This is a genomic window from Niabella sp. ZPM-14 (genome assembly GCF_055693045.2).
In genome coordinates, this window is record NZ_CM181148.1 from 2,048,224 (window position 1) to 2,062,205 (window position 13,982).

The 13,982-nt window shown below is 47.0% G+C and carries 11 protein-coding genes and 1 riboswitch; of the genes, 3 read left to right on the forward strand and 8 right to left on the reverse strand.

The features are described 5' to 3' along the window. Positions 1-20: 20 nt before the first annotated feature. Entirely contained in the window at positions 21-704 is a 684-nt protein-coding gene (locus ACU37H_RS08730) for a gluconate 2-dehydrogenase subunit 3 family protein (RefSeq protein ID WP_472701910.1), read from the forward strand. 13 nt (positions 705-717) lie between these two features. Here ACU37H_RS08730 and ACU37H_RS08735 read toward each other — a convergent pair whose 3' ends face one another. The 5 genes from ACU37H_RS08735 to ACU37H_RS08755 form a co-directional block, all read right to left on the reverse strand. Continuing rightward, the gene (locus ACU37H_RS08735) at positions 718-993 is read right to left on the reverse strand and encodes a Trm112 family protein (protein ID WP_472701909.1); all 276 of its coding nucleotides are present in this window, start codon (positions 991-993) and stop codon (positions 718-720) included. 9 nt (positions 994-1,002) lie between these two features. Beyond that, entirely contained in the window at positions 1,003-1,614 is a 612-nt protein-coding gene (locus ACU37H_RS08740) for a thiamine phosphate synthase (protein ID WP_472701908.1), read from the reverse strand. A gap of 138 nt (positions 1,615-1,752) precedes the next feature. Further along, entirely contained in the window at positions 1,753-2,820 is a 1,068-nt protein-coding gene (locus ACU37H_RS08745) for an AIR synthase family protein (RefSeq protein ID WP_472701907.1), read from the reverse strand. Beyond that, positions 2,813-3,538 carry a class I SAM-dependent methyltransferase gene (locus tag ACU37H_RS08750; RefSeq protein ID WP_472701906.1) on the reverse strand — a complete coding sequence of 242 codons (726 nt, stop codon included), beginning with the start codon at positions 3,536-3,538 and terminating at the stop codon, positions 2,813-2,815. The genes ACU37H_RS08745 and ACU37H_RS08750 overlap by 8 nt, the downstream gene beginning before the upstream one ends. 160 nt (positions 3,539-3,698) lie before the next feature. Next, positions 3,699-3,786: riboswitch (TPP riboswitch) on the reverse strand. 219 nt (positions 3,787-4,005) lie between these two features. Then, positions 4,006-5,109, reverse strand: a complete 1,104-nt coding sequence (locus ACU37H_RS08755) for a glycoside hydrolase family 18 protein (protein ID WP_472701905.1) — start codon at positions 5,107-5,109, stop codon at positions 4,006-4,008. A 150-nt stretch (positions 5,110-5,259) separates the two neighbouring features. Between ACU37H_RS08755 and ACU37H_RS08760 the strand changes: the two genes are divergently transcribed. Together ACU37H_RS08760 and ACU37H_RS08765 are read left to right on the forward strand one after the other, a co-directional pair. After that, positions 5,260-6,786 (forward strand): SulP family inorganic anion transporter, encoded by a 1,527-nt coding sequence (locus ACU37H_RS08760; protein WP_472701904.1) that lies wholly within the window; start codon positions 5,260-5,262, stop codon positions 6,784-6,786. Between the two features lie 243 nt (positions 6,787-7,029). Beyond that, positions 7,030-8,103 (forward strand): glycoside hydrolase family 18, encoded by a 1,074-nt coding sequence (locus ACU37H_RS08765; protein WP_472701903.1) that lies wholly within the window; start codon positions 7,030-7,032, stop codon positions 8,101-8,103. 150 nt (positions 8,104-8,253) lie between these two features. On the opposite strand, the gene ACU37H_RS08770 is transcribed toward ACU37H_RS08765, so the two are convergent. The 3 genes from ACU37H_RS08770 to ACU37H_RS08780 all read right to left on the reverse strand — a co-directional run bounded on the left by ACU37H_RS08770 (position 8,254) and on the right by ACU37H_RS08780 (position 13,965). Beyond that, entirely contained in the window at positions 8,254-9,378 is a 1,125-nt protein-coding gene (locus ACU37H_RS08770) for a cysteine desulfurase family protein (RefSeq protein WP_472701902.1), read from the reverse strand. A 159-nt stretch (positions 9,379-9,537) separates the two neighbouring features. Continuing rightward, the gene (locus ACU37H_RS08775; protein ID WP_472701901.1) at positions 9,538-9,999 is read right to left on the reverse strand and encodes a GNAT family N-acetyltransferase; all 462 of its coding nucleotides are present in this window, start codon (positions 9,997-9,999) and stop codon (positions 9,538-9,540) included. Between the two features lie 48 nt (positions 10,000-10,047). Continuing rightward, positions 10,048-13,965, reverse strand: coding sequence for an AsmA family protein (locus tag ACU37H_RS08780; protein ID WP_472701900.1), 3,918 nt, complete (start codon positions 13,963-13,965; stop codon positions 10,048-10,050). Positions 13,966-13,982 lie beyond the last annotated feature (17 nt).

The following is a 13,982-nucleotide window of genomic DNA, read 5'->3' on the forward strand; positions in this document are numbered from 1 at the left end:
CTCCTACTAAATAACAAATCATGAACAGAAGAAAAGCCGTACAAAGAGTAGCCCTTCTCATGGGTGGTACTGTATTGGGAGCAGAATTGTTCATTCAGACAGGGTGCAAGACCACGCCAAAAAAAGAAGCTGGTGAAGCCGGCGCCGAACCACTGCCTGATTTCTTCAACCAGGAAGAAGTCGCTTATCTCGACGAGATCGGGGAAACGATACTGCCCAGAACTTCCACACCCGGAGCTAAAGACGCACAGGTAGGCGCTTTTATGAGCGTGATGGTGCGCGATTGCTATACACCTGAAGATCAAAAGATATTCAGAAGCGGTTTGGAGACAATCGAAAAGCGCAGCAAAGAAAAATATGGCAATGGCTTTATGCAAATGCAGCCGGAGCAAAGGGCAGAGCTTTTGACCGCTTTAGATAAAGAAGCAAAAGAATATACCGATACAGATGATTACAAGACAAAGAGGGAAAAACTCGCTGAAGAGGAAAAAATAAAAGATTCACTTGCAGAAACGAAAGGTAACTTTGGTTATATGCGGGCCACTTTGGCTAAACATTATTTCAGCATGATGAAGGAGCTGACGCTCCTGGGATTCTTTACTTCAGAGCCGGGCGCTACCAAGGCATTAAGATACTCAGCAGTACCAGGCAGATACGAGGCATGTATGCCTTATAAAAAAGGCGACAAAGCCTGGGCAACTTAAATTGAAAACCCCGTTATCCGGGGTTTTCGCTTAATAAGAAGTAATTGATATTCTTTCCCTGCAGAGACTCTTTCCATCTGCCCAGCAGTGGCTGCTCCAGTTTAAAATCGCGGTATTGATCCGGATTGAGAATAGGTATTCCTTTAACAATCGGATATAACCTTCTGCAGTTACTGCAAATGAAATATCCTTCTATCACACGGCCTTCGAGATCTTTGGCAATGGTCGTTAATTCCAGATCGTCCTTGTCAAAAGGACAGCATAATTTACTGATCGTTTCAGGTTTCATATCAGGTTTTTATAAGTTGTTATAATAATCATCAACGGCTGCCACCGGATCAGGGCTTTTCATCACACCCGATATTACCGCTACACCGGTATAATGCAATGCTTTCAATTGTTGCATGTTTACCGGAGTGATGCCGCCTGCCAGGAAGATCGGTCCTTTGAAAAGGGTCGCTGCCTTTTGCACCGTGTCAAAAGAAACCAGATCACAACTGTTGGCAGTGGCCGAAGGAAACATCGAGCAAAACGAAATGTAGTCGGCATGATGTTCAGCTGCCCATTCCACCACCGACAAATCATTATTACAGGTGATGCCCCATCGCAATTTTCGACCTAGCTTCCATTTGATGCCTTGCAGGTCTGAAGGCATTTCGTCAAAATGAATCCCGTCCAGCCTGGTCTTCTCAAGCAGCTCCCATTGATTGTTGATGAAGACCGGAATATTCATTTCATGAGCTATCGAACATATCTCCTTCACCAGCGATACCGGACTTTCATTGGCGGGAAAATGATCCCAGACCTGTATCGCTACGATTTTATGTGACACCACTTTCTTTAAAACATCAAGAAGCTGCTGCCGATCCATCGACGGATCTACTACCAAATAAATACCCGGCTGTGTCATGTGTATATTTTTTGTTTTTTTATCACAAGCCCACCTGACCGAACGGGCAGGGAATGTTGCATGAAAGTTTTCATCGATTTAAGTATGAATTTGCCCGAAAATTTTTATGGTCATTTCTTTATCTTTTATCAGCATATCTTATTTCCATCCTTGCCCGTACGCCTTTGAAAACGCAGCCCAGTAAGGATCTTCCGGTTGATAGCTCAGGGGGTGGGCCTCGCCATTCTCAACGATATGAATGCCTTGGTCAGCCTCTGTCAATACCCCTACTTCCACGCATTCAATTCCCTCGTCCTGCAGCCGTTGAATCAGCGACGCGACAGACGGCCTTTTACAACAGACAAGCATCGCACCGGCACCGATACAACGCCGGGGGTCCAAAGAAAAAAGTGCGCATACTTTTTTTTGCACCTCATGAATGGGTAACCGCTCATCATAAACAACGGCTCCGTTTCCTGAGGCGCTACACAGTTCATAAATCGCTCCCAACACCCCGCCTTCGGTAACATCGTGCATTGCGGTTACGGCCCGCTGTTCTTCATTTGCTTTAACCGCTACCAGGGCGTCTTTCAGAGAAGAGGTGCTGTAAAACGCGTTGCAGGCCTGCTGATATATTTCCTGCCCGCAGTGTTGCTTTACCGTTTCCGGGAAACTCATCGCAAGGATAGCGGTAGAGGAGATGGCACAACCTTTTGTAACCAGGAGCACGTCACCCGCTTGTGCAAAAGACGACAGGAGCATGTGACCGGCAGGCGCCACACTGATCATGGTGCCGCCACCGGCGATGGTACTGCCTTGTCCTTCAATGAAGCCCGTATGCCCGCCGGTAACCGCTGCTCCGATATCGTCGCAATATTGATGAATATGCTCCCAGTAGATAGAAAAATCCTTTTTTGAAAACCCGGCAGGTAGATTCAACACCAGCTGGGCATACATGGGCGGATAGCCTGTAGTAGCAATGTCATTGGCCATGAGATGCACCGACAACCAGGCCGACTCTTGCAACCCAAGCGCCGGGATCAGCGACAGCGGATCACTGGCCATGGCCAGGGTCATGTTCCCCGGAAGATTCACCAACGAAACATCTACGCCGAAGGCCGGACCAGCCACTACTTCCTGCCGCTGACATCCGTAGCGGTTGCGCAGCAGCTGATCGAATAGACCCGCTTCCAGCTTGCCCTGACTTTTTGTTTCCGCACTATTCATCAACATCGTTTAAGCTCACATACAGTCCGAAAAAGTCACCAAACGGTAATCCCCATTGCTGCACCGGAAACCATTTGGGTAACCCTGTACAGGTCCACTCGATCGTATATTTTCTACCGGCTAACGCCTGGTGGATAATCTCCGTTAGCTTTTGAGGCGTGTAAAAGGTCGCCGTTACATAAAATGGATTTTTGCCAAAAAACTGCTGCACCCTCCGGCGCAACACTTTAGGTGAATTGCGGTTCATCATACCCATGGCAATGCCACACTTCGCAACACGGGCTGCCTCCCTGATCACCTTGACGGGATCTTTATAGTATTCAAAAGTGGTGATGAAAGCCAGTGCATCGAAGCTGTGGTCTTTAAACGGCATGAAATGAGAATCGGCCATGACCAGGTCTCCGTCAAAAAGATGCCGGGCCTGTGATAACATCAATGGGGAGATGTCGCCACCGGTAGCTTCAATACCGATCTGCTTCCACCATCGGGTGAACCTCGTGGTGCCGCAGCCAAACTCCAGCAGCTGCTTTATCCTTTTGTCTTTGGACACCAATTGCTCCATCACTTTTTTCTGCCATATTTCGGCACGTTTATAACGGCCCTCATACCACTGTTCGTAAGTGTCAGTATGCTCCCGGTTGAAAAACCATTCAGGCCGCTGTTGCCAGCTTTGCTGATGGGCTGGAATTAATTCGAGAGATGTTTCGCGTGACTCCATGTGTTACTACTTTTATGCTTGTTGCCGACTGCTATTGCGTCAACTTATTTTAACGAACAATGGTTGGTACCTGATCCGGAGATCCACTATATCAACGTCCGTTACCAAATAAAAAAAACCATCCAGCGGGTATACCAACGGATGGAGCATAAAAATGAAAGTCAGCCTTCATTAGCATCCCTACGTTGGCATTACCCAAATCAGGTAGCGGGTATAATCTCAGCCCAATGGCACCCCGTGCTACAGGAAGTAAAAGTAGTAAAAACTTTATTGCAAAAGAAAATATGGATGCATAACATTTTAATCCGCGGCTGTACGCCTGGCAAATGTTGCTTTGTTAGCGCATAGATGAGCGGGCTATCGTTAGCAAAAGAAATTTTAACAGGTCCGAGGAGGCAGTGTCACGCTATCTGCCTGCCCTGGAAAAATTAGACAAAACAATCCTACATCTGTTAATAATATTATGTTTATTTTTTTGACTGGATCGTCTGGTTAATGACTTTTAAATATCCGTCCCGGGGCTTATCAAGACTCAGCTCCCAAAACATAATACCGCCTAAACCCTTGTCCAGTGCGTATTTCGTCTTTTTAGCGACAGATCCTGCGTCATCAAAAGTTGCGAAAATTTTCTCCTTTTCATTGTACGCATAACTTGCCTTAGCCACTTCATCATAGTAAAAGTTGAACCCATTTTCTTTATTGATCCGGCTTTCCAACATGCGATAAGGAATAAAGCTCTTAAACACGCCGGGCCGGTAAAGACCCCTGTTCACGTTTTCGACCTTTTCCCAGCTCCGCCCGTAAAACGCCGCACCAATGATCAATTTATTTTCAGGCACCCCGATAGATGTAAGGTAACTCACACAGGCATCTGCCGATTCGGTTTGTTCTTTGGTTGAGTACAAGGGCGTGTGGTGACCGGTATGCGGCGTGGCGCCATTGACCAGGTCGTAGGTCATCAGGTTGACATAATCGACAATCGGCATGACACTTTTCCAATCAACGGATTCTTTGAGGTATTTTGAAAAGCCACCTGCCGCAAAACTGATTTCCTGCTTTTTGCCCAGTGCCGCTCTCAATGCTTTTACCAGCGCGGTGAAGTTTTCTTTATCCTCCAGCTTATAGGGATGGCCGGGGTGACCTTCAATCGTGGGATATTCCCAATCCAGGTCAATGCCATCGGTCTTAAAGTAGTCCGCAAGCGCTTTTACAGAAGCCGCAAATTCCATTCTCCCGGCCTGCGTGTCAAACACCTCGGAGCAGGTTTTGCATCCACCCCATCCCCCCAGGGATAATAACACTTTCAATCGCGGGTGAGCCGCTTTTAGAGAGACCAGCTTCCTGATAGTCGCAGAGTCCCGGGCATTATCGACAGCCAGTTTATTGCCGCGTAAATGACAAAAGCTATAAATGATATGAGTAAGTTGCTCCACCGCATAATTGTCGATAACCGACGCATCGGAGGAATAGTAGGCGATGACACGGAAGGGTTTGCCAGACTGCGCGTATACCGGAGCTACCGCGAGCAAAAACAAAAATACCAAAAGAGTGCAGGCGAGTGATCGCATCATTTCGAGAGGAGTTTAAGTGAAAAAACTAAAGTTAAAAAGATCCGATCCATCGACACAAAAATTTTAAGCCTGTTACACACACGTCCAACCGCTCAGAAATCAGTTCATAGCGATAGTTTAGGCGTCGTTAACTACTTTTGCGGTTTATATATGACACCCCTGATTAAACTATTCGATTTTTCCCAAAAAGTAGATTACAGAACTGAAGTGTTGGCCGGTCTTACCGTGGCCATGACGATGATCCCTGAATCTTTATCGTTTGCCATATTGGCCGGCCTCCCGCCACTTACAGGTTTGTATGCCGCGTTTATTATGGGATTGGTCACGGCCATCTTGGGCGGCAGGCCGGGACTGGTATCCGGCGGGGCAGGAGCAACGGTCGTGACCTTGATCGCGCTGATGAAGTCGCACGGCATCGAATACGTATTTGCTGCGGTAGCGCTTGCGGGAGTGGTGCAACTGCTTGTCGGAATTTTTAAGCTCGGGAAATTTATCAGGCTGGTGCCACAACCGGTGATGTATGGCTTTGTCAATGGGCTCGCCGTGATCATCTTCATGTCGCAGCTTGCGCAATTCAAGATAGCGGACGGGAGCGCCTGGCTTACCGGCGCCACTTTATACACGATGCTGGGCCTGGTAGCCGTCACGATCGCAGTGGTTTTGCTGTTTCCCAAAATCAGCAAAGCCATCCCTTCTTCTCTGGTAGCGATCATCGTTGTGTTTGCACTGGTGGAGTTGCTGGGCATTCAAACGAAAACCGTTGCCGATATCGCATCAGTCGCGGGCGGCTTCCCTCCTTTTCACATTCCCGCGATCCCTTTCAACTTTGAAACCTTAGAAATTATTTTTCCCTATGCATTGGTCATGGCCTGCGTGGGCCTAACGGAAGGATTGTTAACCCTCAACCTGGTGGATGAAATGACAGCCACCAAGGGCAACAGCAACCGCGAGTGCCTGGCACAGGGCACGGCCAACTTATTGAACGGATTCTTTACCGGCATGGGGGGTTGCCCTATGATCGCGCAGACCTTTGTAAACCTGTCAGCCGGCGCCAGGGCCCGCCTGTCGGGCATTATAGCAGCTATCACCATCCTGGCCATCATTTTATTTGGTGCGCCGCTGATCGGGCGCTTGCCGATGGCGGCATTGGTCGGTGTTATGATGATGGTAGCCATCGGCACTTTTGAATGGGCCAGCTTCAGGATCATCAATAAAATGCCGAAAGCCGACATCCTCGTTGGCATCCTGGTGGCAGCGGTAACGGTATGGCTGCACAACCTGGCTTTGGCCGTACTGATCGGTGTCATTATCGCTGCGCTGGTTTTTGCCTGGGAAAGCGCCAAGAGGATCAGAGCCAGGAAATACCTGGATGCGGACGGCATCAAGCATTATGAAATCTTCGGGCCTTTATTCTTCGGTTCTACCACCGCTTTTGCCGAAAAGTTTGACGTAGCCAACGACCCCGGGTTGGTTATTATTGATTTTCGTGAAAGTCGCATCAGCGATATGAGTGCGATTGAAGCAGTCAATAAGATCACAAAACGATATGCGGATGCCGGAAAGAAAGTGCGCCTGCGCCACCTGAGCCCTGATTGCAGGCGGTTGCTTTCCAACGCAGCGGGAGTGATTGAAGTAGATGTTATGGATGATCCGGATTATAGAATTCCGGAGCAGTAGATTATACACCAACCCGATAATGGTCAGCAGCACTTGCTGACAAACTGCCGATCGCAATAGATTCTTCTAAGAAATATTTATGCACTGCCCCCCCCTTTTTCCTTCCTCAAGGGTCTATATTGATACAGCGTTGCAAATAGAGTGGTTAAAAAGCGACTATGCAAAACAGGCGTCTTCAAAACCATGTCTATTTACACTATAACATTGCTCTTATAACTATATACACTCTAAATTTTAACTTCAATGAAAAAACTACAACTTCACTTGATCGCATTTGCTTGCGGATTACTTCTTTTTAACTCGTGTAAAAGAAGCGGGGTGATAATCCCAGAAATTGATAACCCATTGGATAGCACGGCCTATTACGAAGCCTTGCGTGCCTACAAGAAAAGTGATCATGCCGTATCCTTTGGATGGGCGGGCAATTCCATTGCTTATGGACGAAATATAAACGGGGTATGGGATCCAACCTGGGTACCAGGCTTTGAGGATTTACCCGATAGTATGGATATTGTAAGCTTATGGGGAGATGGAGGCGGCTTTTGGGTAGCCCCTGACCCCACCCTTCCCAAAGATACTGCACGATGGAGAATGCTACAGTCTGTGCGTCAGCGAAAAGGAACGAAGTTCGTTGTCTGCGCATGGACATACCAGGTTGTGAACATAATGAGAAATGATTTTCCCGACCTTTTTTTGAATAAGAAAGATACCATGGCCGCAATCGACAGCGCTGCAAAATATATAGTAGATTACATTGACTACCACCAGCTGGATGGATTTGACCTTGACTTTGAAGCGGATTATGGAGATAGAAATCTATTTGGCGATCAGCGTGGGAAAGGTACATTTGGATACACAACCGATGACCCTCATATACAACGCTTGTTTAAATCGCTCTCTAACCACCTGGGACCCCTGTCCGGTACAGATAAGTTATTGATTATTGACGGGCAGTTTGATTTAGGCATAGAACCCTACATTAATTATCTGGCGCAACAGGCTTATAGGGCTACGAGTGCCAGCGTGCTTCAAAACCGGTACGACAACTTCGGGGGAGGAATTCTTCCATCGAAAAAATTCATCGTCACAGAGGACACTGAAAAATATGGACCGGATGGCACTTCTTTTATCTATGAAGGCAAAGATATAGGCAGTGTTCTGGGCATGGCATACTGGAATCCTCTGCAGGGACGCAAAGGTGGATTCGGTGTTTACAGACTGGATTTAGATGCTGCTCCCGACAGCACCGGGCGAAAATACTCTTATATGAGAAAAGGAATTCAAATTCAAAACCCCGCACCGGTCACTATTAATTAGATTGACCTATTTTTAATATAAGGAATAGCCTGAGCCACTTCAAATGGTGTCTCAGGCTATTGTTATTGTACTTATAATCGTTGTTTAATCATGAATGAAGGCGGTACAAGCTGATGCTTTCGTTTTCCCGCGGTTCCTGTCATAAAAAATTTACATCAACTCCTTCAGTTTCGCAATTACGATATCAATCTCTTCTTTCGTATTGTTTTTGCTAAAAGAAAAACGGATGGCCACTTTGTTAGGATCGCCGCTTACTTCGTTGATCACATGGGAGCCCTGGTTGGCTCCGCTGCTGCAGGCGCTGCCACCGGAAACACAAATATTGTTGATGTCTAAATTGAACAATAACATTTCAGATTTTTCACTCAACGGGAAAGAGGCATTCAACACGGTGTATAAAGAACTGCCATTATAATCCCCATTGAAAGTGACAGACGGTATTTCTTTTTGCAATTGTTCCGCCATGTATGTTTTCAACGACTTGATATAGGCCGAGTCCTTTTCATAATGGGCCATAGCCAGCTCAAGCGCTTTTGCAAAACCTACTATGCCATAAATGTTCTCTGTTCCGGCGCGCATATTGCGTTCCTGGCCACCACCGTGGATCATGGGTTTGATCCGCAAATCGCGGCTAACATATAAAATACCGGTGCCTTTCGGACCGTGAAATTTATGGCCGGCGGCAGAAATAAAATCGACCTGTATACGACTCAGATCGATAGGGTAATGCCCCACGGTCTGAACGCAATCAGAATGGAAGATCGCATCATACTTTTTACACAATGCGCTTACTGCATTAATGCTCAGCAAATTCCCGATTTCATTATTAGCATGCATGAGGCTGACCAGGCATTTCTTACCGGCACGCTCCAGTTGCGTTTCCAGGTCCTTCAGGTCCACATGTCCATCGGGCAGCAATTTTACAAAGCTGTGCGATACATCGCCGGCAGCATAATGAGACACCGTGTGCAGCACGGCATGGTGTTCAATGGGCGATGTGATAATGTGCTTACAACCCAGATCACGGAGAGACGCCAGTATAGCCGTATTGTTGGCTTCTGTGCCGCCGCTAGTAAAAAATATTTCGCCAGGATGCGCACCCAGAAGGCGGGCTACCGTCTTACGGGCATTCTCGATAGCCAGCCGGGTTTCACGTCCATAAGAATATATAGAGGACGGGTTTCCAAAATGAGTGGTCATATAGGGCAACATGGTATCCAATACTTCCTGGTCCAGAGCGGTAGTGGCCGCATTATCTAAATAGATTCTATCCATAACAAAGCGTAGCGATTTAGCGCGCAAAGTTATCACAAATAAATATATAAGATAGATCGACTAATAGACAGGGAGCAGAACGCTTGTTGGCTACTCACGTTGACCGGTCATCCGGCCGTGGCGCGGATACGCATAAATGGCTTCTTTCTGACCTGAAGCTTACGAAGTAGGATAGGCAACGCCTTTTTTGGACATCCACACCTCAGGCTCGGTTACCGGCTCGAAGCCAAATCGCGCATACAGGCCATGAGCATCCCTGGTAGCCAGCATCGTGCGTCTTAATCCGAAGCGTTCCACGAGCTGCGTAAAGGCTTGCACCATCATCTTGGATAAACCTTTCCCACGATGGGATTCCACAATGAAAACATCGGCCAGATAGCCAAATACAGCCTGGTCTGTGATAAGGCGACCGAATCCGACCATCGCCCCTTGCGGCTCATAAATGCCGAGACATATGGAATGTGCTATCGACTTTTCAACGGTCTCTACAGGAATACCTTTGGCCCAATAGCTTTCCTGGCTGAGATAAGCAAAGACAATGTCAATCTGAATTCTTGACGGATCCACGGAAAATTCGTATCCGTTGAAACTAAAGTCGGGTAATAGGTTATTGGTTGTCATACTCTAGAGGGAAGAAATATATATTTACTTAAAATGTCATCGTTCGGATCATTCGTCGGAAGCGGCGTCAACAGGCATTTTGTCACCCCGGTCCGCCCTTTTTTTATACTTGCGTAATTTCTTTTTGGCTCCGGGCAGACCGATGCTGGACTTGATACCTTCCAACGTGGTTTTGATAATATAATTGATAGGAGATTTGTCCTGCCACCGCTCAAAAAACACCAACGACTTTTTGCCCTTGTTGTTATTTCTTACAATGAAGGTCATGGCAGCCCAGCTCACCACTTTGTTTATAAAAGTTTGGTTGGGCAAATCCTTTTTATTCAACAAGCCAAGTTTTAAGCCATCATAATACATGTAGGCCGATCCAATGGCCGCATCATTATTTCCGATAGCGTTCACCTGCAGTTGACCCAGCTGACCTTTGAACACCTTGGCACCCACCAGCGGCACCAATACGGCATTGAATTTCGTCAGATCCATCGGGCCAGTGGTTAATTGCATGCGCATATAACCAGTCGTATCTACATAAGACTGGGCCACGTTAAGTCTCGTGTGCAATTCATTCAACACGTCAGCCGAGGCAATGATATAGATACTGTCATTCGGTTGGATGTTATAGTTTTTAATATTCTTTATCGCTGCATTGAGATTGGCCACTGGTATGATCCCCAAAGTATCTGTGTTGGGATTGATTTCCCAATACGTTACGTGCATATTATTCAGGTTCACACTGTCAATATTCAGGCTGCTTTTCAGCTTTAGCAACATCTCGGCCGGCAGCGGTTTGTATCGCTTCGCCGTGTCGGGTTGCGTCTTATCTTTAAAAGTAAACAGATCGACATCATTCAGCTCGATGCGACCGATACTCAAAATGCTGTCGTTGTTATACTTTTCAAGGTCAATTGGTCCGCCGATAATTTTCCCGGTTTTGATTTTCAGATAGTCCTCATTGAAGGCTTTCGAAACCCGGTATTCTTCTACCGATTGCTGCGGCACCAGGCTCAGCGAGTCGACACCCAATACGCGATCTTTCACGGTAAAACCGTACCATTGAAGATTACTTTTAGCGGTAGTAAATTTACCATTCGTTCCGTTCACACTCAGCCGGTCACTATTAGTAATGATGTCACCGATGCTGCCCATATATTTCGAATTCAGTGCCACATGCCGGACATCACCTTTGTCCAGCTCCAGCACCGCATTGTTTTTTCCTAAACTGTCGAAGGCCAGTTTGTCTAATGAAAGAATGTTCAGATCTGCACGCCAGTCCAGCTTATTCCCGTCGCTCTCCTTTACCAGAACATCGTTAAGCTCTATATTAAGCTTGTTATCATTGGTCGCATATTTTTTGGCCCTGGCGGTGATGAATTGAAAATTAGTGAGATACATTTTGATCTGCTCCGCCTTCACCGGCGCTTCAGGCGTAGACGTAAACTCTTTGATCCGCAGATAACTGTTGGATTTAGCCCCGTCCCAGCTGATATAGCTGGCCGAGTCCTGCTTGTTCACCAGTTCCAGCCGGATATCCGGGCGTTCCAATAAAGCGGAACCGAGCTCGATACGAAGCGGTTTTTTGGCTGCCTTATCTGCGCTGTCTTTGTAACCGATCTTCGCGTCGACTTTCGGATCGGTGAGCACGAGGCCCTGAAGGGTCAGGTTGCCGCTAACAATCTCCGTGATATTAGGTATAATCGTCAATCTCGGGATCATCGCGACAATAGAGTCAAGCATATTGATTTTTTCAACCTGTATATCTTCGATGATACTGTGATTTTTGTCCTTGATGTCAAGCTTGCTTACTGAAACCCGCAAATCCGGGCCCAGCATTAACACATCTTGTCCATCCAGGCTAAGCCCCTGTATTTCCGGCTTTCCTGCCACATTCTGCGTAAACTCGTTCAGCAGGATCGTATTGAAAGTGCCCGTGATCTTATTGTCTTTGATCAGCGCCTCAATAGAAGTATTAGCCCCGTGTATATTTTTAAGTACGAGCGGCGTCTTTTTCTTTTGCGTAGGTCCGGGAGCCTTCCCGGCGCCGGCTTGCGTGATATTTACGGAAGCATTCTTCCATTTGACGCCATCGATCATCACACTTTGACTGGCGCTGTCCAGCACCACAGTTCCGATATACATAGCATTGGCATCCGCCTTTACTGCGCGGGAAGTCAGCAGCATCTTCGCCGCGGATAAACCGCTTTTATTCTCTGAAAGATGGACCTGGTACAGGTTGGCAGTGAGATCACCTTTTTTAAAGATCCCCCTGTCGAAACTCAGCAGGTTCACAGAACGTTGCACGCTCTTGATCCGGTTGGCACTCGTGAACTCGTTGGCGCGCAGATCAAGATGGGTATTGGTGAGATGCAAAGTGCCGCCTTTCGGAAATGTCAACACGATATCACCGCGATAGATGCCGAGATTTTTCAGATCCATGACGTCATCCACATTATTCAACGTTTCGAATAAGTTTTTTGATCGGGTTCTTTTCTTATTGGTTAAGACATAATTGACTTTGGGGTCATAAAACACGGCGCTTTGCGCGGAGAATACGTTCTCATATAAAAGTGCTTCCCATGAAAGCCCGCGAACCTGGAAGCTCGGCATAGAAAGGCTTTTGATCGGTTTTCCCCGGTCAAACTCTTTGAAATTAAATTTACTCAGGTTGATCACATCGTCCTCAAACCGGACGCTGTCAAATGAAATAGCGTACCGCCCATCGCGCAGCACGTTTTCATAATTGTGAAGCGACATGACGAATTTGTCGAGCGAGATGGGTCGCTCTTCGTTTTGCCGAACCACTAGCCCATACATATCGAAATTATTGTTGCGGGAGGAGAATACGCTGGTCTTACCACCGCGTATGGTATTCACGTCAATATCGGCATTGTTTACGCCAACATAACCCAGTTTCATATCGCCCAGCAGCTGCTGGATCACATCGTCAACACGTTCTCTCCGCCCTTTCTTTTTCTTGTCATCTTTTCCATTGCTCCGGTCACTGTCAATGTCCAGGTAGATCTGTGGCCGGTTACAGAATACGGAATCAGCGATGATCGTTTCTGAGCTGTATAAAGAATCGAAGTTGATATTGGTAAGCTGCAGTTTGTCGAAAAAGATCCGGAATGCGGTCTTGGAGCTGTCGCCTTTGATGGCCCGGAGCGTACAGCTGTCAAACTCGACCCGCTGGTTCTGCAGGTTCACCCTGAAATCTTTAAACGATATGAAATGCCTGCCGCCCGGAAATGCGATGTTTTGATTGAAGGTTCTTATTGCGATATTGTCGGTAAAAGAGATCTTTTCCTTGTGCCTTCCGCCGGTGGTGCTATCAAGCTGCAGGTTGTCCAGTTGTACAAAGATGTTGCTTACGGCAAACGGCCGCTCACTGGCTTTGGTCCTGTCGATCAGTGAAAAGCTTCCATTGTCCAGCCGGAATTTATCTATCTGCAATACATTAATCGCCTCGGTGAGCGACTTGGAGATCCGCCCCATTTCCTCGGCTACTGAAAAGCTGCTGTTGTCTGTGGTTGTATCCTTACGGCTTTTACGGCGCGCGCGGTTACGCGTAAAGACGACCTTTGGCGCATCGAGCTTTATGGAGTCGATGAGTATTTCCCTGTTGAACAATAAGGGCAAAAATCCCCTGGCTTTGATACGGATGCTTTTGGTATTGACCGCATAGCTTGTCGATGCCGTCGAGTCTGTACTGAATATCGAGGCGTCTTTGAGCTCGATCTTATTTTTAATCCAATTGAATTTGAACTCAGCTACTTTCAGTCTCAGCTTTCCTTTCGATTGGGTGGAAACTATTTGCTCGAGGGCTTCCTCAGCGTGATCAATGAACCAAAAATTAAATGCTAATACAACGGTGGCTATGACCCCAAGCAATATGAGCATGGTCCGGTAGCGCAGCCGTTTAAAACGCAGCTTTTTCAGCTTCAGTTCTCGTAAACTAATCCTCTTCTTCAAATGCCGTATTTATGGTT

Excerpts from the sequence above, each read along its gene's own strand:
- ACU37H_RS08730 (WP_472701910.1), top strand. The coding sequence starts at position 21 with ATGAACAGAAGAAAAGCCGTACAAAGAGTAGCCCTTCTCATGGGTGGT.
- ACU37H_RS08735 (WP_472701909.1), bottom strand. The coding sequence starts at position 993 with ATGAAACCTGAAACGATCAGTAAATTATGCTGTCCTTTTGACAAGGAC.
- ACU37H_RS08740 (WP_472701908.1), bottom strand. The coding sequence starts at position 1,614 with ATGACACAGCCGGGTATTTATTTGGTAGTAGATCCGTCGATGGATCGG.
- ACU37H_RS08745 (WP_472701907.1), bottom strand. The coding sequence starts at position 2,820 with ATGAATAGTGCGGAAACAAAAAGTCAGGGCAAGCTGGAAGCGGGTCTA.
- ACU37H_RS08750 (WP_472701906.1), bottom strand. The coding sequence starts at position 3,538 with ATGGAGTCACGCGAAACATCTCTCGAATTAATTCCAGCCCATCAGCAA.
- ACU37H_RS08755 (WP_472701905.1), bottom strand. The coding sequence starts at position 5,109 with ATGATGCGATCACTCGCCTGCACTCTTTTGGTATTTTTGTTTTTGCTC.
- ACU37H_RS08760 (WP_472701904.1), top strand. The coding sequence starts at position 5,260 with ATGACACCCCTGATTAAACTATTCGATTTTTCCCAAAAAGTAGATTAC.
- ACU37H_RS08765 (WP_472701903.1), top strand. The coding sequence starts at position 7,030 with ATGAAAAAACTACAACTTCACTTGATCGCATTTGCTTGCGGATTACTT.
- ACU37H_RS08770 (WP_472701902.1), bottom strand. The coding sequence starts at position 9,378 with ATGGATAGAATCTATTTAGATAATGCGGCCACTACCGCTCTGGACCAG.
- ACU37H_RS08775 (WP_472701901.1), bottom strand. The coding sequence starts at position 9,999 with ATGACAACCAATAACCTATTACCCGACTTTAGTTTCAACGGATACGAA.